At 70.4% G+C, this 19,528-nt stretch carries 18 protein-coding genes; 4 read left to right on the forward strand and 14 right to left on the reverse strand.

Annotated features, from left to right (window positions below; translation table 11 throughout):
• Nucleotides 1–33: 33 nt before the first annotated feature.
• The 4 genes from ACYVOK_RS18845 to ACYVOK_RS18860 form a co-directional block, all read right to left on the reverse strand.
• On the reverse strand, nucleotides 34–1,347 hold the full coding sequence (locus ACYVOK_RS18845; RefSeq protein WP_460663766.1) for a M16 family metallopeptidase: 1,314 nt from the start codon (nucleotides 1,345–1,347) through the stop codon (nucleotides 34–36).
• The gene (locus ACYVOK_RS18850; RefSeq protein WP_460663767.1) at nucleotides 1,344–3,575 is read right to left on the reverse strand and encodes a polyribonucleotide nucleotidyltransferase; all 2,232 of its coding nucleotides are present in this window, start codon (nucleotides 3,573–3,575) and stop codon (nucleotides 1,344–1,346) included. Before ACYVOK_RS18850 ends, ACYVOK_RS18845 begins: the two co-directional genes overlap by 4 nt.
• Before the next feature lie 262 nt (nucleotides 3,576–3,837).
• Nucleotides 3,838–4,110, reverse strand: coding sequence for a 30S ribosomal protein S15 (rpsO, locus tag ACYVOK_RS18855; RefSeq protein WP_460663768.1), 273 nt, complete (start codon nucleotides 4,108–4,110; stop codon nucleotides 3,838–3,840).
• Between the two features lie 116 nt (nucleotides 4,111–4,226).
• The gene (locus ACYVOK_RS18860; RefSeq protein ID WP_460663769.1) at nucleotides 4,227–5,189 is read right to left on the reverse strand and encodes a bifunctional riboflavin kinase/FAD synthetase; all 963 of its coding nucleotides are present in this window, start codon (nucleotides 5,187–5,189) and stop codon (nucleotides 4,227–4,229) included.
• A 132-nt stretch (nucleotides 5,190–5,321) separates the two neighbouring features.
• Between ACYVOK_RS18860 and ACYVOK_RS18865 the strand changes: the two genes are divergently transcribed.
• Nucleotides 5,322–6,344, forward strand: a complete 1,023-nt coding sequence (locus ACYVOK_RS18865) for an SGNH/GDSL hydrolase family protein (protein WP_460663770.1) — start codon at nucleotides 5,322–5,324, stop codon at nucleotides 6,342–6,344.
• Nucleotides 6,345–6,411: 67 nt separating this feature from the next.
• Here the strand turns inward: ACYVOK_RS18865 and ACYVOK_RS18870 are convergent, their stop codons facing one another.
• From ACYVOK_RS18870 to rimP, 8 genes are all read right to left on the reverse strand, one after another.
• Nucleotides 6,412–7,290, reverse strand: coding sequence for an NAD-dependent protein deacetylase (locus tag ACYVOK_RS18870; RefSeq protein ID WP_460663771.1), 879 nt, complete (start codon nucleotides 7,288–7,290; stop codon nucleotides 6,412–6,414).
• A 17-nt stretch (nucleotides 7,291–7,307) separates the two neighbouring features.
• Complete coding sequence (locus ACYVOK_RS18875; protein ID WP_460663772.1) at nucleotides 7,308–8,162, reverse strand: LLM class flavin-dependent oxidoreductase; 855 nt, start codon at nucleotides 8,160–8,162, stop codon at nucleotides 7,308–7,310.
• A gap of 270 nt (nucleotides 8,163–8,432) precedes the next feature.
• On the reverse strand, nucleotides 8,433–9,329 hold the full coding sequence (gene truB, locus ACYVOK_RS18880; protein WP_460663773.1) for a tRNA pseudouridine(55) synthase TruB: 897 nt from the start codon (nucleotides 9,327–9,329) through the stop codon (nucleotides 8,433–8,435).
• On the reverse strand, nucleotides 9,310–9,747 hold the full coding sequence (gene rbfA / locus ACYVOK_RS18885; protein WP_460663774.1) for a 30S ribosome-binding factor RbfA: 438 nt from the start codon (nucleotides 9,745–9,747) through the stop codon (nucleotides 9,310–9,312). Before rbfA ends, truB begins: the two co-directional genes overlap by 20 nt.
• A gap of 97 nt (nucleotides 9,748–9,844) precedes the next feature.
• Nucleotides 9,845–12,979 carry a translation initiation factor IF-2 gene (infB, locus tag ACYVOK_RS18890; protein WP_460663775.1) on the reverse strand — a complete coding sequence of 1,045 codons (3,135 nt, stop codon included), beginning with the start codon at nucleotides 12,977–12,979 and terminating at the stop codon, nucleotides 9,845–9,847.
• Nucleotides 12,980–13,113: 134 nt separating this feature from the next.
• Nucleotides 13,114–13,440 carry a YlxR family protein gene (locus ACYVOK_RS18895; RefSeq protein WP_460663776.1) on the reverse strand — a complete coding sequence of 109 codons (327 nt, stop codon included), beginning with the start codon at nucleotides 13,438–13,440 and terminating at the stop codon, nucleotides 13,114–13,116.
• Nucleotides 13,441–13,506: 66 nt separating this feature from the next.
• Nucleotides 13,507–14,499, reverse strand: coding sequence for a transcription termination factor NusA (gene nusA, locus ACYVOK_RS18900; RefSeq protein ID WP_460663777.1), 993 nt, complete (start codon nucleotides 14,497–14,499; stop codon nucleotides 13,507–13,509).
• A 1-nt stretch (nucleotide 14,500) separates the two neighbouring features.
• Entirely contained in the window at nucleotides 14,501–15,022 is a 522-nt protein-coding gene (gene rimP, locus ACYVOK_RS18905; protein WP_460663778.1) for a ribosome maturation factor RimP, read from the reverse strand.
• A gap of 187 nt (nucleotides 15,023–15,209) precedes the next feature.
• Between rimP and ACYVOK_RS18910 the strand changes: the two genes are divergently transcribed.
• From ACYVOK_RS18910 to ACYVOK_RS18920, 3 genes are all read left to right on the forward strand, one after another.
• Entirely contained in the window at nucleotides 15,210–15,764 is a 555-nt protein-coding gene (locus ACYVOK_RS18910) for a cell division protein FtsK (protein WP_460663779.1), read from the forward strand.
• 5 nt (nucleotides 15,765–15,769) lie between these two features.
• On the forward strand, nucleotides 15,770–16,171 hold the full coding sequence (locus ACYVOK_RS18915) for a ferritin-like domain-containing protein (RefSeq protein WP_460664508.1): 402 nt from the start codon (nucleotides 15,770–15,772) through the stop codon (nucleotides 16,169–16,171).
• Between the two features lie 74 nt (nucleotides 16,172–16,245).
• The gene (locus ACYVOK_RS18920) at nucleotides 16,246–16,629 is read left to right on the forward strand and encodes a YchJ family protein (protein WP_460663780.1); all 384 of its coding nucleotides are present in this window, start codon (nucleotides 16,246–16,248) and stop codon (nucleotides 16,627–16,629) included.
• Between the two features lie 42 nt (nucleotides 16,630–16,671).
• On the opposite strand, the gene ACYVOK_RS18925 is transcribed toward ACYVOK_RS18920, so the two are convergent.
• Nucleotides 16,672–18,072 carry an alkaline phosphatase PhoX gene (locus ACYVOK_RS18925; protein WP_460663781.1) on the reverse strand — a complete coding sequence of 467 codons (1,401 nt, stop codon included), beginning with the start codon at nucleotides 18,070–18,072 and terminating at the stop codon, nucleotides 16,672–16,674.
• Between the two features lie 148 nt (nucleotides 18,073–18,220).
• On the reverse strand, nucleotides 18,221–19,522 hold the full coding sequence (locus ACYVOK_RS18930) for an ABC transporter substrate-binding protein (RefSeq protein WP_460663782.1): 1,302 nt from the start codon (nucleotides 19,520–19,522) through the stop codon (nucleotides 18,221–18,223).
• Nucleotides 19,523–19,528: the final 6 nt, after the last annotated feature.

Genomic DNA, 19,528 nt, shown 5'->3' on the forward strand with positions numbered 1-19,528 from the left:
GTGGTCGCACGTCGCGGGACCGTGTCGGGGTGGTCAGAGCGCGAAGGCGCTGGTGTCCTCGTCGAAGGGGCCCATGACGGTGAGGGCCGGGGTGCCGGCGTACAGGTCGGCGGCCAGTTGGGTGACGTCGTCGAGGGTGACCGCGTCGATGCGGTGCAGGATCTCGTCGACGCTGGGCAGCTCGCCGTACACCAGTTCGGCCTTGGCGATCCGGGTCATCTTGGCCCCGGTGTCCTCCAGGCCCATCACCACCGAGCCGCGCATCTGGCCCTTGCCGCGGAGCAGCTCGTCCGGCGTGATGTTGCCGTTGGCAATCGATTCGAGTTCCGAGCGGACCACGTCGAGCACCTCGCCGGCCTTCTTCGGCAGGCAGCCCGCGTACACACCGACCATGCCGGAGTCCGAGTACGCCGCCCCGAAGGTGAAGACCGAGTACGCCAGACCGCGTTTCTCCCGGACCTCCTGGAACAGCCGCGACGACATACCTCCGCCGACGATCCCGTGCAGTACGCCGGCCACGTAGCGCCGTTCGTCGTTGCGGACCAGGCCCGGCATCCCCAGCACCAGGTGCGCCTGCTCGACCTCGCGGTGGTGCACGCGCACCCCGCCGTACGTCGGGACCGGCTTGCCCGCACCGCGTCGTACCGGAGCCGGCTCGGCCTCGCCGGTGACCCAGTGCCGCTCGAACGCCTTGCGGACCAGGCGGACGACATCGGTGTGCTCGACGTTGCCGGCGACCGAGACGACGATGTTGGCCGGCTTGTAGCGGCGGCGGTACCAGCCGGCCACCTGCCGGCGGGACAGCCCGGCGACCGATTCCGGCGTACCGGTGATCGAACGGCCGAGCGGTGACTTGCCCCAGAGTTGCTCGGCGAAGAGATCGTGGATGTGGTCCGACGTCTCGTCGGCGTGCATCGCGATCTCCTCGTCGATGACGTCGCGCTCACTCTCCACGTCCGCGCTGGTCAGCGTGGCGGAGGTGATCATGTCGCAGATGACGTCGACGGCCAGCGGCAGGTCGGAGTCGAGCACCCGCGCGTAGTAGCAGGTGTACTCCTTGCCGGTGAACGCGTTCATCTCACCGCCGACCGCGTCGATCGCGGCGGAGATCTCCAGCGCGTCGCGGCGTTCGGTGCCCTTGAACAGCAGGTGTTCGAGGAAGTGCGTCGCGCCGGCCAGTTGCTCCGGCTCGTCCCGGGAGCCGACGCCGACCCAGACGCCGAACGTGACGGACCGGAAGCCCGGCACGGACTGGGACAGCACACGGAGCCCGGAGGGCAGGACGGTCCGTTTCACCGGACCGCCCGCCTCCGGGCTCAGCAGCGTGCTGGTGATCGCTCGGGTCACTCGGCGGTCTCGGCCCCCGAGGTCTCCGCGGACTCCGCCTTCTTGTCGTCCTCACCCTCGACGACCGGGATCAGCGACAGCTTGCCGCGGTCGTCGATCTCGGCGATCTCGACCTGCAGCTTCTGGCCGACCGAGAGCACGTCCTCGACCGCCTCGACCCGCTTGCCGCCGGCCAGGCCGCGCAGCTTGCTGATGTGCAGCAGACCGTCCTTGCCCGGCAGCAGGCTGATGAACGCACCGAAGTTGGTCGTCTTCACGACCGTGCCCAGGTAGCGCTCGCCCTTCTCCGGCATGGTCGGGTTCGCGATCGCGTTGATCGCCGCCCGGGCGGCCTCCGCGCTCGGACCGTCGGTCGCGCCGATGTAGACGGTGCCGTCGTCCTCGATCGAGATGTCGGCGCCGGTGTCCTCGGTGATCTGGTTGATCATCTTGCCCTTCGGGCCGATGACCTCGCCGATCTTGTCGACCGGGACCTTCACCGAGATGACCCGCGGCGCGAACTCGCTCATCTCACCCGGCGCGTCGATGGCCTTGGCCATCACGTCCAGGATCGTCAGCCGGGCGTCCTTGGCCTGCTTCAGGGCCGCGCCGAGGACGCTGGCCGGGATGCCGTCCAGCTTGGTGTCCAGCTGCAGCGCGGTGACGAAGTCCTTGGTGCCGGCGACCTTGAAGTCCATGTCACCGAAGGCGTCCTCCGCACCCAGGATGTCGGTCAGCGCGACGTACTCCGTCTTGCCCTCGACCTCGCCGGAGATCAGGCCCATCGCGATACCGGCGACCGGGGCCTTCAGCGGCACACCGGCGGACAGCAGCGACAGGGTGGAGGCGCAGACCGAACCCATCGAGGTCGAGCCGTTGGAGCCGAGCGCCTCGGACACCTGACGGATCGCGTACGGGAAGTCCTCGCGGGAGGGCAGCACCGGCACCAGGGCCCGCTCGGCCAGTGCGCCGTGACCGATCTCGCGGCGCTTCGGCGAACCGACCCGGCCGGTCTCACCGGTCGAGTACGGCGGGAAGTTGTAGTTGTGCATGTACCGCTTGCGGGTCTCCGGGGACAGCGTGTCGAGCTGCTGCTCCATCCGGAGCATGTTGAGCGTGGTGACACCCATGATCTGGGTCTCGCCGCGCTCGAACAGCGCGGAGCCGTGCACCCGCGGCAGCACCCGCACCTGCGCCTTGAGCGGCCGGATGTCGGTCAGGCCACGGCCGTCGATGCGGATCTTGTCCTTCAGCACCCGCTGCCGGACCAGCTTCTTGGTCAGCGACCGGAACGCCGCGGACAGCTCCTTCTCGCGGCCCTCGAAGTCGGCGGCGAGCTTGTCGACCACCGCGTTCTTGATCGCCTCGGTGGCGTCCTCGCGCTCCTGCTTGCCGGCGATGGTGAGCGCCTGGCTGAGCTCCTCGGTCGCGGCGGCCTCGACCGCGGCGAACGCGTCGTCCTGGTAGTCCGGGAAGACCGGGAACTCCGCGGTCGGCTTGGCCGCGCGAGCGGCCAGGTCGGCCTGCGCCTCGACCAGCGTCTTGATGAACGCCTTCGAGGCCTCCAGGCCCTCGGCGACGATCTCCTCGGTCGGCGCCTGCGCGCCACCGGCGACGGCGTCGAACGTGCCCGGGGTGGACTCGGCCTCGACCATCATGATCGCGACGTCACCGGAGTCGGTCACGCGCCCGGCGACCACCATGTCGAAGACGGCTTCCTCGAGCTGGCTGTGGGTCGGGAACGCCACCCACTGGCCCTCGATCAGGGCGACGCGGACGCCGCCGATCGGGCCGGAGAACGGCAGGCCCGCCAGCTGGGTCGACATCGACGCCGCGTTGATCGCGAGGACGTCGTACAAGGCGTCCGGGTTCAGCGCCAGGACGGTGATGACGACCTGGATCTCGTTGCGCAGGCCGGACACGAACGACGGCCGCAGCGGGCGGTCGATCAGCCGGCAGGTCAGGATGGCCTCCTCGGACGGGCGGCCCTCCCGGCGGAAGAACGAGCCGGGGATCCGGCCCGCGGCGTACATCCGCTCCTCGACGTCGACGGTCAGCGGGAAGAAGTCGAACTGGTCCTTGGGCTTCTTGCTGGCCGTGGTGGCCGACAGCACCATCGTGTCGCCGTCGAGGTAGGCGGCGGCCGAACCAGCGGCCTGCTGGGCCAGGCGGCCCGTCTCGAAGCGGATGGTGCGGGTGCCGAAGCTGCCGTTGTCGATGACAGCCTCGGCGAATTCTGTGCCCTCCATGGGCGTACTGGTGGATCCCGACACGGGATGCCCCTCTCTCACGGTCGACGACTGCGAGGCGCGAGCTTCCGGGTGCCGGTCTTCGATCGAGGCTCGCGGGGGGTGTCCTCCCGAAAGCCACTACCGAGGACCGGTCGTCCTCCCGCTACGCGCTCCGCGGCGTCTCGTTTGTCGCTTGGTTATTCGGTTGTGCCGTACCCAGTCCGGGCACGGATACGCCAGGAGCGGCCACCCGGGATTCGGGAGGCCGCTCCTCGCGACGTCATCGGCGAAGGCCGAGCCGCTCGATCAGGGACCGGTAGCGGTTGATGTCCTTCTTCGCCAGGTAGTTCAGCAGCCGGCGGCGCTGACCGACGAGCAGCAGCAGACCACGACGGCTGTGGTGGTCGTGCTTGTGCTCCTTGAGATGCTCGGTGAGATGCGTGATGCGGTGGGTCAGCAGCGCGACCTGGACCTCGGGGGAGCCGGTGTCACCCTCGGTCGTGGCGTACTCACCGATGATCTTCTTCTTCGTGGCGGCATCAACTGATGACACGGAGTTCCTCTCGATTTCCGTTGCGCGGCGCACCGGGGCATTCTTCACCCGAGCACTCTCTGTCCGCGGCCGTTCAGACGGCAGCAGCCAGCGTATCAGTCCGTGGACGCGCCGCCCTAATTCCCGGTGAGGATCCGGCGTGCCCCGTCGACGTCGGCCTTCATCTGCACCAGCAGCTCGTCGATGCTGTCGAACCGGATCTGGCTGCCGCGCAGCCGCGCGACGAAGTCCACCGCGATCCGGGCGCCGTACAGCTCCAGGTCGTCGCGGTCCAGCACGTACGTCTCCACCCGGCGGTCCACACCGTCGAAGGTGGGGTTGCTGCCGACGCTGATCGCCGCGGGCAGCGGATCGGGGTACGACGGTGCACCCTCGGCCGGCTCGAGCACGGTCAGCCGACCCGCGTACACCCCGTCCAGCGGGATCGCGGCCCCCGGGTCGGCGGGGATGTTCGCGGTCGGGAACCCGAGCTCGCGACCCCGCTTGTCCCCCTCCACCACGACACCGGTGACCCGCAGCGGCCGTCCGAGCGCCTCCGCGGCCGCCTCGACGTCACCCTCGGCGATGCGCTCCCGCACGTACGTCGACGACCAGGGCTGCCGGTCGCCCGCGAGCGTGACCCCCTCGACCTGGAAGTCGTGCGTGGCGCCCGCTGTGACCAGTGTGTCCACGTGCCCGGCCGCCTTGTGACCGAAGCGGAAGTTTTCGCCGACCACGACCGCCTTGGCATGCAGCGTGCCGAGCAGGACCCGCTCGATGAACTCCTCCGGCGACCAGGTCGACACCTCCTTGTCGAACGGCAGGATCAGCACGGCATCGGCGCCGTGGGCACCGAGCAGCGCGGCCCGGTCGGCGGGGCCGGTCAGCATCAGCGGCGCCCGGTCGGGCCGCAGTACCGCCATCGGGTGCGGATCGAAGGTGAGCGCGACCACCGGGAGGCCACCAAGTTCGGCCGCCCGCGCCGAGGCGTGCGCGAGCACCTCCTGGTGGCCCCGGTGCACGCCGTCGAAATTGCCGATGGTGACGACCGACGGGCCGAATTCGGGCTCCACCTGGTCCAAACCGTGCCAGACACGCATGACAGCAGGATTCCATGCCGCTGCGCCGGCCGCTGAAGCAGGTCGGCGATCACCCCTTGTAATCGGAGCGTCACTCAACTTAGGGTGTGTCGGCACCGAGATTTCCGGCCCTGCTCCCCGGGGAGGTCGTACGTGAAGATCCGTCGGATCGCCGCGGCAGCGCTGGCATTCCTGCTGTTACCCGGTACGGCGCCGGCCGCAACCGCTCCCGCCTCGGCCTCGTACGAGGCACCGCTGTTCAAGCACTACGTCGCCCTCGGTGACTCCTACACGTCGGCGCCCCTGGTGCCGCTGCCGGAGCTGCTGTCGCTGGGATGCGTGCGATCGACGAGCAACTACCCGAAGATCCTCGCCCGGCTGCTGCGGGTCGCCTGGTACACCGACGTGAGTTGCGGCGGCGCGGACACCACGAACATGACGCAGCCGCAGAGCACGATCGTCGGGACGGCGGCGCCGCAGTTCACCGCGCTGCGGCCGGACACCGACCTGGTCACCCTGGGAATCGGCGGCAACGACTTCGGGGTGTTCGGCGACATCATCGACACCTGCCCTGGGTTGCGGGCCAGTGACCCGACCGGGGCGCCCTGCAAGGCGCACTTCACCGTCAACGGCGTGGACACGCTGAAGGCGCGGATCGTCCAGACCCAGGCCCGGATCACGACCGTTGTCCAGGGCATCAAACAGCGGTCGCCGAAGGCAACGATCGCACTGATCGGCTACCCGAAGATCGCACCGGAACACGGCACCTGCCCGTCGATCCTGCCGTTCGCCGACGGCGACTACGCGTACCTGTACTCGATCGAGGAGGCGCTCAACGCCGCGATCGCGAACGCGGCCGCCGCGACCGGCGTGCTGTACGTCGATACGTTCGGCCCGTCCACCGGGCACGACGCCTGCGCGCCGGACGGGCAGGCGTGGATCCAGGGCAAGGACATCAACCCGCTGCGGGCACTGAACTACCACCCGCGCTACGAAGGACAGGCCGGTGTGGCATCACTGACCTTCAAGGCCCTGACCGGCCGGCCCGTCGTGGTGACCGCGGCCGAGCAGGCCGCCTGGGCCGCTCGCGGCCGGGAGCTGTCCCGGCAGGCAGCGGCCTCCCCTCAGGCCGTCGAGGCCTCCCTGAACCGCCTACGGACCAGCGCGCAACGCTGACCCTTTCAAATCCGTAGAGCGGACCCCGGGCCGAGCCATCTCACGCATGGCGCGGCCCGGCGGTGTTTCACAGCAGCTGCATGAGCTCGGTCAGCGCCCGGCCGAGGGGAAGGTTCACGCGATGCGCTGCGTACGGGTCGCCGCGGGTGAAGCCCTGGTTGACGATCAGGACCGGCTTGCCGGCCTTCGCCGCGTGCCGGACGAAGCGGAAGCCGGACATCACCGTCAGGGACGAGCCGAGGACGAGGACGGCGGCCGCGTCGTCGATCAGCCGGTAACAACGCTCGACCCGCGGCTTCGGGACGTTCTCGCCGAAGAACACCACATCGGGCTTGAGCACGCCGCCGCACACTTCACACGGGACGACGGTGAAGGTGCGTACGACGGCGTCGGGCAGGTCCACGTCCCCGTCGGGATTGATCCGGGTGGCCTCGGCCTCGAACCCCGGATTCGCCGCGCGCAGCCGACGGTCGAGCCGCTCCCGGGCCGACGTCGTACCGCAGTCCAGGCAGACGACGCGGTCCAGGTTGCCGTGCAGCTCGATCACATTCCTGGCGCCGGCCGCTTGGTGGAGGCCGTCGACGTTCTGGGTGATGACCCCGCTCAGGTAGCCGCGGGCCTGGAGCGTCGCGACGGCTCGGTGGCCGTCGTTCGGGAGCGCGCGGGCGATCGTGCGCCAGCCGAGGTGGCTGCGAGCCCAGTACCGTTGCCGGCCGGATTCGCTCGCGACGAAATCGCCGTACGTCATCGGGGTGTGGGTGCGAAGGCTCCCGGTCTCGCCGCGGTAGTCCGGGATGCCGGATTCGGTGGAGATGCCGGCACCGGACAGGACGACGACATCGCCGTCAGCCACCACGTCCGCGATCGGCGCGAGGTCCGTCGTACCAGGCTCGAGCGCCACCACGTCGGGACCGGGAACCCATTGCAGTGTCGGACGCGAACGCACCCCTCCAGCCTACGTGGCTAGATCCGCGGCGGGCCCGCTTTCAGGCGGCGTGCTGCCGCCTCACGGACCTTGACGGCGTCCAGGGATGACCAGTCCGCGTCGATCCACCAGGTGGCGCCGGCCTCGGCCCACGGGCGGACGACGTCGGCCGCCTTCGGGTCGTCGGCGGCGGTGCTGCCTTCGGCCACCACGTCGTACCCGTCCATCGTCAGGCCGTGCGCGGCGCGTTCACGGCGGATCCACTCGACGCCCTCGGACAACAGCTCCGGCGTCCACTCGCCTCGCTCCACACCCGGCGGCACGATGTAGTTCGGCAGCCAGCCGTCCTGGAGCGCGGCGCGCCGCATCGACTTCGGCCGCGGCCAGGCGCCCACGACCCAGGTCGGGATGCGCGGCTGCTGCACCGGAGGCGGCGGCGCGGGCGGCGTCAGCTCGGCGATCTTCTTCGCCCGGTAGTGCTTCCCGGCGTACTCGAACGGCTGGTCCCGCCACAGGTGCTGCAGCATCTCGAGCGACTCGTCCATCAACTCCGCGCGGACCTTGCGGCCCGGGTCGTCCTCGAACAGCCAGAACCGCTCCTCCCCCGCGACCCCCAGCCCGACCGACAGCGTCACCCGCCCGTTGCTCAGGTTGTCCACCGTCGAGGTCTGGCCGGCCAGATCCCACGGTTTGCGCCGCGGCAACGGCGTCAGCATCGTCCCCAGCCGGATCCGGTCGGTCGTCATCGCCGCCGCGGCCAGCATCGCCCAGGCGTCGATCCCCCACACCGACTCCCACACGAAGAAGCCGTCCCACCCGTGCTCCTCCGCCAGCGCGGCCAGCTCCGCCGCCGCCCGCGCGTCCCCATAAGCCATCACGAACCCATATCTCATGGATCAGACGCTAGAGGTCGCCATGGACAGTCCTTCCGCGCCGCGGAGTGTCCGCTCAGCGGATCGGTTTGGGTATTTCCGGTACGGGTCGGTCCGGATACGCCTAGTGTTGAGGTGTTCGCCTGGCGGCACTCACCCCACAACCCGGGTAGCCCTGCCGACAGCGCCGGGCCGCGACTCTCCCCCACGAGGTCGCCACAGTTGCCCCGATCGGCCGGCCCCGGAGCCGCCAGGCGGCCTGCCCCGGCGTGTCCAGCCGACGAAGCGTGTCTAGCCGACGAAGACAGCGGTCGGTTTGGCGATGGGGCCGTGAGGTTCGTAGAGGGCCAGGAAGGTGCCGGCCGAGTCGAACATGGCAGTTTGGCCGGCCTGGAGCTTCAGCCCCGGAAGAGGGCGGCCGGTGCGGATGGCGGCGGCCTGCTCGGCGTCGGCGTCGTACCGGGGGAAGGTTCCGGCCGCGACCTCGGCGATCGGGAGCCACTCGAAGGACTCGGCCAGCGACTCCAGCGTGTGCGCGGCCGAGAGGTCGAAGGAACCGACCCGGGTACGGCGCAATGCGGTGAGGTGACCGCCGACACCGAGTTCGGCGCCGAGGTCCCGGGCCAGGGCACGGATGTAGGTGCCGCTGGAGCAGTCGACCGAGATGTCGACCTCGAGCCCCGACGGTCCCGGTCGTACGTCGATCACGTCGTACCGGGAGACCGTGACGCTCCGGGCCTTGAGGGCGACCTCTTCGCCGGCCCGGACGCGTTCGTACGCGCGCCGCCCGTCGACCTTGATCGCGGACACCTTCGACGGCACCTGTGAGATCTCGCCGCGGAATCCCGCCACCGCGGCCTCGATCGCCTCGGCCGTCACCCCGTCGACCGGCGCCGTCGAGACGATCTCGCCCTCGGCGTCGTCGGTCGTCGTGGTCGCGCCGAGCAGCACGGTGGCGTCGTACGACTTGTCGGCCAACTGGAGATGGCCGAGCAGCCGGGTCGCGCGGTTCAGGCCGACGACCAGCACACCGGTGGCCATCGGGTCCAGCGTGCCGGCGTGCCCGACCTTGCGGGTGCCGGCCAGCCGGCGGATCCGCGCGACGACCGTGTGCGACGTCAGGCCGGCCGGTTTGTCGACGACGACGATGCCGTCGGCGACAGCGGACTCATTCGTCGTCGCTGTCATCGTCCTCGCGGTGCTTGTACGGGTCGGCCTCGCCGGCCGGCTTGGCGTGCGCGGCGGCCTTGGCCACCTCGGCGTCGGCCTGCCGGGCCTTGGCCAGCAGCTCCTCGATGTGCCCGGCGCTCTCCGGCACGGCGTCCAGGAAGAACGCCACGCTCGGGGAGTGCCGCAGGCCGAGGGCCTTGCCGACCTCGCTGCGGATCAGCCCGCGCGCCGACTCCAGCGCCGCCGCCGTCGAGGCGCGGGCCTGCTCGTCGCCGTACACGGTGTAGAAGACGCTCGCCTCGCGCAGGTCCCCGGTCAGCCGGGCGTCCGTCACGGTGACGAAGCCCAGCCGGGGGTCCTTCACCCGGCGCTCGAGCAACTCCGCGACGAGTACCTGGATCCGGTCGGCCAACTGCTTCGCCCTTGCTTCACCCATCAGGGCTCACTCCCTCATTCATGAGTAACGTCCGGAGAGACGCGTCGCCTCTCCGGACGTTACTCCGGTGCCCCGGGGACCGGGGCACCGGCTACGGTCAGCTGCGCGGCTTCTCGCGCAGTTCGAACGCCTCGACCACGTCACCGATCTTGATGTCGTTGTAGCCGCTGATGGTCAGACCGCACTCGAAGCCCTCGCGGACCTCGGACGCGTCGTCCTTGAACCTCTTCAGCGACGACAGGTCGGTGTTGTCGACCACCACGGCGCCGTCCCGGATCAACCGGACCTTGGCGTTGCGGCGGATGACTCCACTGGTCACCCAGCAACCGGCGATGTTGCCCACCTTCGAGGAGCGGAAGATCTCCCGGATCTCCGCCTGGCCCAGGGTGACCTCCTCGTAGATCGGCTTGAGCATGCCCTTCAGGGCGGCCTCGATGTCGTCGATCGCCGAGTAGATGACCGAGTAGTACCGGACATCCACGCCCTCGCGCTCGGCCAGGTCACCGGCCTTGCCCGCCGGCCGCACGTTGAAGCCGATGATGACGGCGTTCGACGCGATGGCCAGGTTGACGTCGTTCTCGTTGATCGCACCGACACCGCGGTCGATGACCCGCAGGTTCACCTCGTCGCCGACCTCGATCCGGACCAGCGCGTCCTCCAGCGCCTCGACCGAACCGGACACGTCGCCCTTGAGGATGAGCAGCAGTTCCTGCGTCTCGCCCTTCTCCATCGAGGCCATGAAGTCCTCGAGGGTCCGGCGCGCGCGCCGCTTGGCGTTGGCCGCCGCGCGAGCGCGGGCTTCCCGCTTCTCCGCGATCTGCCGCGCCATCCGGTCGTCCTCGACCACCAGGAACTTGTCGCCCGCACCCGGTACGGCGGTCAGACCGAGCACCAGGACCGGACGCGACGGGGTCGCCTCCTCGACGTTGTTGCCGTGCTCGTCGAGCATGGCCCGGACCCGGCCGTACGCCGGACCGGCCACCATCGAGTCGCCGACCCGCAGCGTGCCGCGCTGCACCAGCACCGTCGCCACCGGGCCGCGGCCCTTGTCCAGGTTGGCCTCGATCGCGATGCCCTGGGCCGGCATGTTCGGGTTGGCCCGCAGGTCCAGCGCCGCGTCCGCCGTCAGGACGACGCCCTCGAGCAGCCCCTCGATGTTGATCCGGGACTTCGCCGACACGTCGACGAACATGGTGTCGCCGCCGTACTCCTCCGGCACCAGGCCGTACTCGGTCAGCTGACCGCGCACCTTGGCCGGGTCGGCACTCGGTACGTCGATCTTGTTGACCGCGACCACGATCGGGACACCCGCCGCACGGGCGTGGTTCAGCGCCTCGATCGTCTGCGGCATCACGCCGTCGTCGGCCGCGACCACCAGGATGACGATGTCGGTGGCCTGCGCACCACGGGCACGCATGGCGGTGAACGCCTCGTGACCCGGGGTGTCGACGAAGGTGATGGCCCGCTGCTCGCCGTCGACCTCGGTGGTCACCTGGTACGCACCGATGTGCTGGGTGATGCCACCGGCCTCCTTGGCGACCACGTTCGCCATCCGGATCGCGTCCAGCAGCTTCGTCTTACCGTGGTCGACGTGACCCATCACGGTCACCACCGGCGGCCGCTGGACCAGGTCGCTGTCGTCGCCCTCGTCCGACCCGAAGTCGATGTCGAACGACTGGAGCAGCTCGCGGTCCTCGTCCTCCGGCGACACGATCTGGACGTCGTAGTTCAGCTCGGTGCCGAGCAGCTGCAACGTCTCCTCGTTGACCGACTGGGTCGCGGTGACCATCTCGCCGAGGTGGAACAGCACCTGCACCAGCGACGCCGGGTCGACGCCGACCTTCTCGGCGAAGTCCGTCAGCGACGCGCCGCGGGCGAGCTTCACGACCTCGCCGTCACCGTGCTTGACGCGGACGCCGCCGACCGCCGGCGCCTGCATGTTGTCGAACTCCTGGCGCTTCGCCCGCTTCGACTTGCGGCCGCGACGGGCCGGACCGCCCGGACGCCCGAAGGCGCCCTGGGTGCCACCCCGGCCGCGGTTGCCCGGACCCGGGCGACCGCCGCCACCGGGCGGGCCGCTGGGGCCGCCGCCACCCGGACGGAAGCCACCGCCGCCGCCACCGCCGCCACTGCGCGGACCGGCACCCGGTCCACCACCCGGGCCGCCACTGGGGCGCCCGCGGCCGCCACCGGCACCGCCGGGACCGGACGGGCGGCCGGTGAAGGTACCGGCCGAGGACTTCGGCATCATCGCCGGGTTGGGCCGCGGCGCACCGGGCACACCCGACGGACGCGGACGGTCGCTGCCGCCACCACTGCGGGCCTGCGGCGGCCGCGGCGGCATCCCGGCCGGGCTCGCACCCTGGCCGGCTCCGCCCTGACCGCCGGGACCCGGACGAGCGTCACCACGCCGCATGCCCTGGGTCGAACTGAACGGGTTGTTGCCCGGTCGCGGGGCACCCGGACGGGGTGCGCCACCTTGACCACCCGGACGCGGAGCGCCGGGACGGGGGGCACCCGGACGCGGCCCACTACCCGGCCGCTGGGTCGTCCCCGGACCACCGGGTCGCGGACCCGCTCCCGGCGTACCCGGACGCGGTCCGGCCGGTGCACCCGGACGGGGCGCCGGCTTGCCCGGGGACTCCGCGGCGGGACGCTGCTGAGCCGGCTCGGACGGCCTGCGGTCAGCGGGCCGGTCAACAGGCCGGTCGGCAGGCACAGCCTCCGGCGCGGCCTTCGCCGCCGGGGCCTCGAAGGACGGCGCGGTGGTAGCCGCGGGCGCCTCCGCCGGAGCCGAGGGCTTCTCCGTCCGCGGACCCGGCTGGGGACCGGGCTTCGGGCCCGGTCGCGGACCCGGCTTCACCGGGGACGGCGCGGCCTGGGCCGGAGCCTCCGCCTGCTCGGCCGGCTCCGTCTTGGCAGCCGGCGCAGCCGGAGCGGCCGGCGCGGTGCGCTCGGCCGGAGCCGCGGGCGCGGACTTCTTCGCCGGCTCGGCAGGCGCGACCGGTGCGGTCGCCTGCGGCGCGGCGGACGTGCTGGCGGCGGCCTTCTTGGCCGCCCGCTTCTTCGGCGGGTTCTTCTCGAACTCTTCCGCCAACCTACGGACTACCGGCGCCTCGATCGTCGAGGATGCCGATCGGACGAACTCGCCCATGTCGTTCAGTCTGGTCAGAACGACCTTGCTGGTAACTCCGAGCTCCTTCGCGAGCTCGTAGACCCGGACCTTTGCCACTACTCTCCCTCTGGTCCGAGCCTGGGCGCGGACCGTTAGTTGACGTACGTGCTCATCGCATTGCACTCATCGGTAGACACTCATCGAGTGGTCATGAGTCGATGACCCGCCTTCATGTCGTCACGACGGTCCCGCTAGACCGCCGCGGGCGGCCGGGTGGCCGCCTTGGTTACTTCAACTGCACTGCCGGTACCGCACTGCGCAACATGTTCCCGCACCAGCTTCAGCTCGAGCGGACCCGGGACCCGGAAGGCCCGCGGGAACGCCTTGCGTCGCTCGGCGAGATCGAGACACTCGGCCACCGGGTGCAGATGCGCCCCACGGCCGGGTGCCCGACGATCGGGATCCGGGAGGACAACGCCTCCGGAAACCGTCATCCGCAGCAGGTCAGCCGGACCGGACCGCTTCCGGCACCCGATACAGGTGCGCTCCCGTGCCTTGCCAGGGCGCCCAGGATCCATCACAGTCACCGTCACTGTCACGTGATCCTTCGGGAGTGGTTGCGACTCAGTCGACCGACCGAGAGATCAGTCTACCTTCTCGTCCCCACGAGTCACATCAGTATCCGGCCGGATGTCGATCCGCCACCCGGTGAGCCGGGCGGCCAGGCGGGCGTTCTGCCCCTCCTTGCCGATCGCGAGCGAGAGCTGGTAGTCGGGTACGACGACCCGCGCGGCGCGGGCCGCTGCGTCCACGACCTCGACCGACGTAACCTGCGCCGGCGACAGCGCATTCCCGACGAACGTCGCCGGGTCGTCGCTGTGGTCGATGATGTCGATCTTCTCGCCGTGCAGCTCGTGCATGATGTTGCGGACCCGCTGGCCCATCGGGCCGATGCACGCGCCCTTGCCGTTCACCGAGGGGTTCAGCGTGCGGACGGCGATCTTGGTCCGGTGACCGGCCTCCCGGGCGATCGCGGTGATCTCGACCGTGCCGTCGGCGATCTCCGGGACCTCGAGCGCGAACAGCTTCTTCACCAGGTTCGGGTGGGTCCGGCTGACCGTGATCTGCGGGCCCTTGAAGCCCTTGCGGACGCCGACCACGTAGACCCGCAGCCGGGCGCCGTGCTCGTACTTCTCCCCCGGCACCTGTTCCGGCGCCGGCAGCACCGCCTCGATCTTGCCCAGGTCGACCATCACCGAGCGCGGGTCGCGGCCCTGCTGGATGACCCCGGAGACGATGTCGCCCTCCTTGCCGGAGAACTCGCCGTACCGGACCTCGTCCTCGGCGTCGCGCAGCCGCTGCAGGATGATCTGCTTGGCCGTGGTGGCCGCGATCCGGCCGAAGTCGTGCGGGGTGTCGTCGTACTCGCGCGCCAGCGTGCCGTCCTCGTTGAACTCGCGGGCGTACACGGTGACGTGCCCGGTCTTGCGGTCCAACTCGGCCCGGGCGTGCGGCTGGGCGCCCTCGGTCCGGTGGTAGGCGACCAGCAGTGCCTGCTCGATCGCCTCGACCACCACGTCCAGCGAGATGTCCTTCTCCCGCTCCAGCGACCGCAGCACGGCCATGTCGATGTCCATGTCAGTTCTCCTCCACCGTGCCGTCGGCAGGTGATTCTGGTTCGTCGTTGCCGGCAGCCCGGTTGAACTCGATCTGGACCTTGGCCTTGGCCACGTCGGCGTACGCGACGGTCTGTCGCTTGCCGTCCACGTCCAGTTCGGCCGCCTCCTCGGAGGCGGACTTGATCCGGCCGGTCACCTTGCCGCCGTCGGTCAGCGTGACGGCGACCAGCCGGCCGGCGTTGCGGCGCCAGTGCCGGGGCAGGGTGAGTGGCCGGTCGACGCCGGGGCTGGAGACCTCCAGCGTGTAGGCGCCGTCGCCCATGATGTCGTCGGCGTCGAGCGCCTTGGAGATGGCCCGGGTGACCTCGGCGACGTCGTCGAGACTGACTCCGCCGTCGCGGTCGACCAGGACGCGCAGCAACCGCCGTCGGCCCGCCGGCGCGATGTCGGCGGCCTCCAGGTCGCAGCCGAACTGCTCGACGATCGGCCGCAGGAAGTTCTCGAGGCTCGTGGTGTCCGTGTGGTCAGTCCTTCGGCTCACAGGTTGACCTGCCTCTCTCTCCAGTTGTGCACCCGTTCCACCGCCCGGCGATCCGACCGAGGGCAGTAGCCCACCATATCCGGCCTGCGACGTTGTCCACGTCACCGGCTCGTCCCAGGCTGGTCACCGGGGCGTTTCCGGGACCGGCCGTCCGCTCGTCACCTGCCTTCCCAGGTATCGTTCCGCCGTGCCGAACGAACCACTCCGCCTGTCGCGTCGCGCCGCCCTCACGACCGCCGCCCTGATCCCGGGGGCGGTCGTCCTGGCCGGCTGCGACGACGACCCGAGCGGTTCCGGTACGCCGGGCGCCGCGAAGAACTCCGAATCGGGCCGGCCCGCCGAGGAGACGCCCAGCACCGACCCGGTGGTCGTCGCGGCACTCGCTACGGCGGCCGCCCAGGTGACTCAATTGTCGCTCCGATACACCAGTGTCGGTCAGAAATTTCCCGCGCTGCGCGCCCGGCTTGCGTCCGGAGCCAAGTACCACGCCAACCACCTGGCCCGGCTCAAGGAGACCGCGGGGGTGCAGCCGCCGGCGGCCGGCAAGCTCCCGGCGCTCCCCAGTACGTCGGCAGCCGCACTGGCCGACCTGGCCAAGCGCGAGCAGGCCGCAGCCGTGGCACACGCCGCCGCGGCGGCCAAGCTGTCCGGGGAACACGCTCGCCTGCTGGCGATGATCGCGGCCGCTGAGACCCAGCTGGCCATTTCGCTCACGCCGAAGAAGAAGGCGGACTCCCGGTGACCGAGATGGAGGCGCTCCAGGCGGCGCTCGCCGGTGAACACGCGGCCGTCTACGGCGTGGGTGTTGCCGGCGGCAAGCTCAGCGGCGCCCGCTTCCGGGCCGCGACCGACACGTTCGAGCAGCACCGCCGCAACCGCGACCGGCTGACCCAGCTGGTGGTGGCGGCCGGCGAGACGCCGGTCGCCGCCGAACCGGCGTACGACCTCCCGCAGGTGGTGACGAACGCGGCCACCGCCTCGGCACTCGTCCTGCTGATCGAACGGCGGCTGGCAGCCGTGTACGGCGACCTGGTCGAGGCGGCCGAGCAACCCGCCGTCCGTGCGTTGGCGATCCAGAATCTGCTCGCCGCCGCGAGCGCCCAGCTCGCCTGGGGCGGCGCGCCGGTCCCCTTCCCGGGCGACGCCTGACCGTGATCGCCTGATCGCCGTCGACCTACCGGGCCGGGCGGACCACCGCCACCCGGCCCAGCCACAATCTGTCCATGTCCCAACGCGCTCACTCGTGCCCGTGCGGGCTCGACCTGTCGTATGCCGACTGCTGTGGCCGCCTCCACGACGGTCGTGCTTCGGCGGCCACCGCCGAGCAACTCATGCGCTCGCGCTACTCGGCTTTCGTCGTCGGCGACGTGTCGTACCTGCTCCGCACCTGGGCCTCCGCGACCCGTCCAGCCCACCTTCGGCTGGACGACGACATCCGCTGGACCGGTCTCGAGATCCTCAGCACCACCGACGGAAGTCCGTTCCACACCGAAGGCACGGTCGAGTTCAGGGCGCACTACGAAGTCGGCGGCCGGGCGGAACACCAGCAGGAGCTCAGCCGCTTCGTCCGCGAGAACGGCGCCTGGGTGTACGTCGCCGCCCTCTGAGCACGGCGGGTCGAGCGGCGAGCTCGACCCGCCCGCCACGAGTTACCTCCTGCGGCGCCAGGGGCCGGTGATCGCGTAGGTGATGCCCGGCGTGTAGACGTTGAAGAACATCGTCCGGCCGTCGGCGGAGAAGCCGGCGCCGGCCAGCTCGCCGAACTCCGGGTCCTCCGGGGTCCCGTTGTTCACCCGGTTGCGGGCGAACTTGAACACCTCGCCGTCCTCGGTGGTGCCGAGGATGTGCTGCTCGCCGAGGCCGTCCTCGCACATCATCAGACCGCCGTACGGCGACATCGTGATGTTGTCCGGGGCGTCGAACTCGGGGTCGTCCGACCCGGGCTTCGGCCGGGTGAAGATGACCTCGAGGCGCAGCGTCTTCTTCCGCGGGTCGAACCGCCAGACCTGGCCGTCGTGGTCGACCTTCGGGCCGAGTTCGGTCCGGGCGAACGACGAGACGAAGTACACGCAGCGGTCCAGGGTCCCCCACCAGCAGCCCTCGAGCTTGTAGCCGCCGGTGATCGTCTTGCCGTAGTCCTGCGAGCGCACCGACTCGGTCGTCGCCAGCGGGTCCGGCACCTTCAGCCACTGCACTCCGCCGAACTCCGCGCCGGCCTCCTGGACGACGGACAGGTCCGGCAGGCCCGGAATGTACATCGCCTGCAGTTCCCCGCCCGCCCGCAGCGAACCCCATCCGCCGCGCGGACGGTTCGGCAGGAACCGGTAGAAGCCGCCGAGCGGCGCGACGAACGCGTCCTCGGTCTCGTACACGATCCCGGTCGCCGGGTCGATCGCGACCGCCTCGTGCTGGAACCGGCCCATCGCGGTCAGCGGCGTCGGGTCCACGTTGCGGCGGTCGTCGTACGGGTCGACCTCGAAGATGAAGCCGTGGTCCTTGGTGTAGCCGCGGGTGCCCTTCTTGTCCTCGGTCTCCTCACAGGTCAGCCAGGTCCGCCAGGGCGTGATGCCGCCGGAGCAGTTGATCGCCGTGCCGCCCAGGCTGACGAACTCCTTGGTGGTGTCGTTGTGCCGGTCCACCACCACCGTGCTGGTGCCGCCCGCGGCGGCCGGGTCGTAGGTGCGCTCCGGTGGGGCGACCACCTTGATCGTGGCGGTCGGGCTGCACTCGTGGTTGCGGACCAGACGCGAGCCGCCGTCACGGTCCGGGAAGGTGCCCATGCCGTCGAACCGGCTCGGGACCTTCAGGCCGTCGGGACGGACGGTGCCCTCGCGGGACAGGATCTTGTACTTGAACCCGCGAGGCAGGTCGAGCATGCCGTTCGGGTCCTCGATCAGCGGCCCGTAGCCGATCTTCGGTCCGGAGGTGCCGAGCGCGGGCTGAGCGGTGTACAGGGCCTCCACCGAGCCGGCCAGGCTGACCGCGACTCCGGCCGCGGCGGCGCGGCCGACGAACTGACGGCGGGACAGGGGATTTGATTCGACGGACACGGTGTGTGCCTCCTCGTGGGCGGAAAAGATCTGCCGGTCATCGATGAACGTACGGTGAACGGCAGACAACGACAAGACGAACCGCGCGCCGCGGCACCCGCGGAAAACGCCGGATCGCGGGTGCCGGACGGTACGAATTCCAGCTGACTTACTGGTAACAGGGCTTCGTGAACTCGTGCGCCTTCGCCGTCTTGCCGGTGAAGAAGTCCCGCTCGACCGTCACGCCGGTCGGTGCCGAGGCGTCCACCTTGGAGATGATGCTGGCCCGGAACACCCGCTCGTTCGGCTCGCCGCTGAACCGGCCCGCCTCGGCCGGCAGCATTCCTTCGTAGTCCACGGTCTCCAGCGACTTCACCGCCGCCAGCAGCCCGGCCCGGGTGAGGTCCTTGGACTCGACCGCCTTCTCCAGCGCGGCCTTCAGCGGGTACGACCAGACCCAGCCGGCCGTGTACCCGTCGTTCGGCGCGGCCCGGAACGTCGCCTGGTCGACCGACTCGGTCAGCGCCTTGTGGCCCGGAGTGTCGGTGCCGTACGGCGCCCAGGGCCCGGACTGCCGGTAGAGCGCGGTCAGCGCGGGCGCGGCCGGGCTCTTCAGCAGGGCCGGGTTCCAGGTCGGGCTGGTGCCGATGAACTGGCCCTTGAACCCGTTCTGCGCGGCGCCGCCGACGATCGTCGCCGCCTCGGTCGGGCCGGTGGTCAGGATGACCAGGTCCGGCTTGGCCGCGACGAGTTTCTGGATCGCCGCACCCTGGTTCTCCTGCCCCGGCGCGGTCGGGATGTCGGTGAACGTCAGCCCGTTGGCCTCGGCCGCGATCCGCGTCCCGGCCGCCGCGTCGTCGCCGTAGTCACCGGGGAAGTGCACCGCGGCGACGGTCTTCGGCCGCAGGGTCTCGACCGCGAAGTCGACCGAGTTCATCGACTCGAAGCAGTAGTTCGTGCCCGACTCCAGGATCACGTCCTCGAACGCCCACGCCGACGTCCAGGACGCCGGCACACCGACCACGCCGCTGGACTTCAGGTCACCCAGGATGGCCGCGGTGGTCGGCGAGCCGAGGGTCTGGGCCAGTCCGAGCACGTTCGGCTTGATCTCGGCGTACACCTCGTTGTGGATCTGCGGGTTGTACTTGTTGTCCTTGACGTACTTGGTCACGTCGACCTCGAAGGCCCCGATCCCGCCGTCGGCGTTGACCCGCTGCCAGAACGCCTTCTGGCTCTCGGTGATCGGTACGCCGAGGGCCTTGAACGGACCCTCGGTCAGGTCCGAGATCGAACCGAGGTAGATGCAGCCCTTCGCCTTGTCGACGGCCGCCGGGCACGGCTCGGAGGTGACCCCGACGTCGAACTTGACGCCCGAGCTGCCCTGCTGAGCTTCGGGGGCGTCGTTGCGGCACCCCGCGATCAGGACCATCGCCGTCACCAGCGCGACGGCGCTTCCCTTGCGAACGCTCATCGATAC

This window comes from Kribbella swartbergensis (assembly GCF_054784135.1).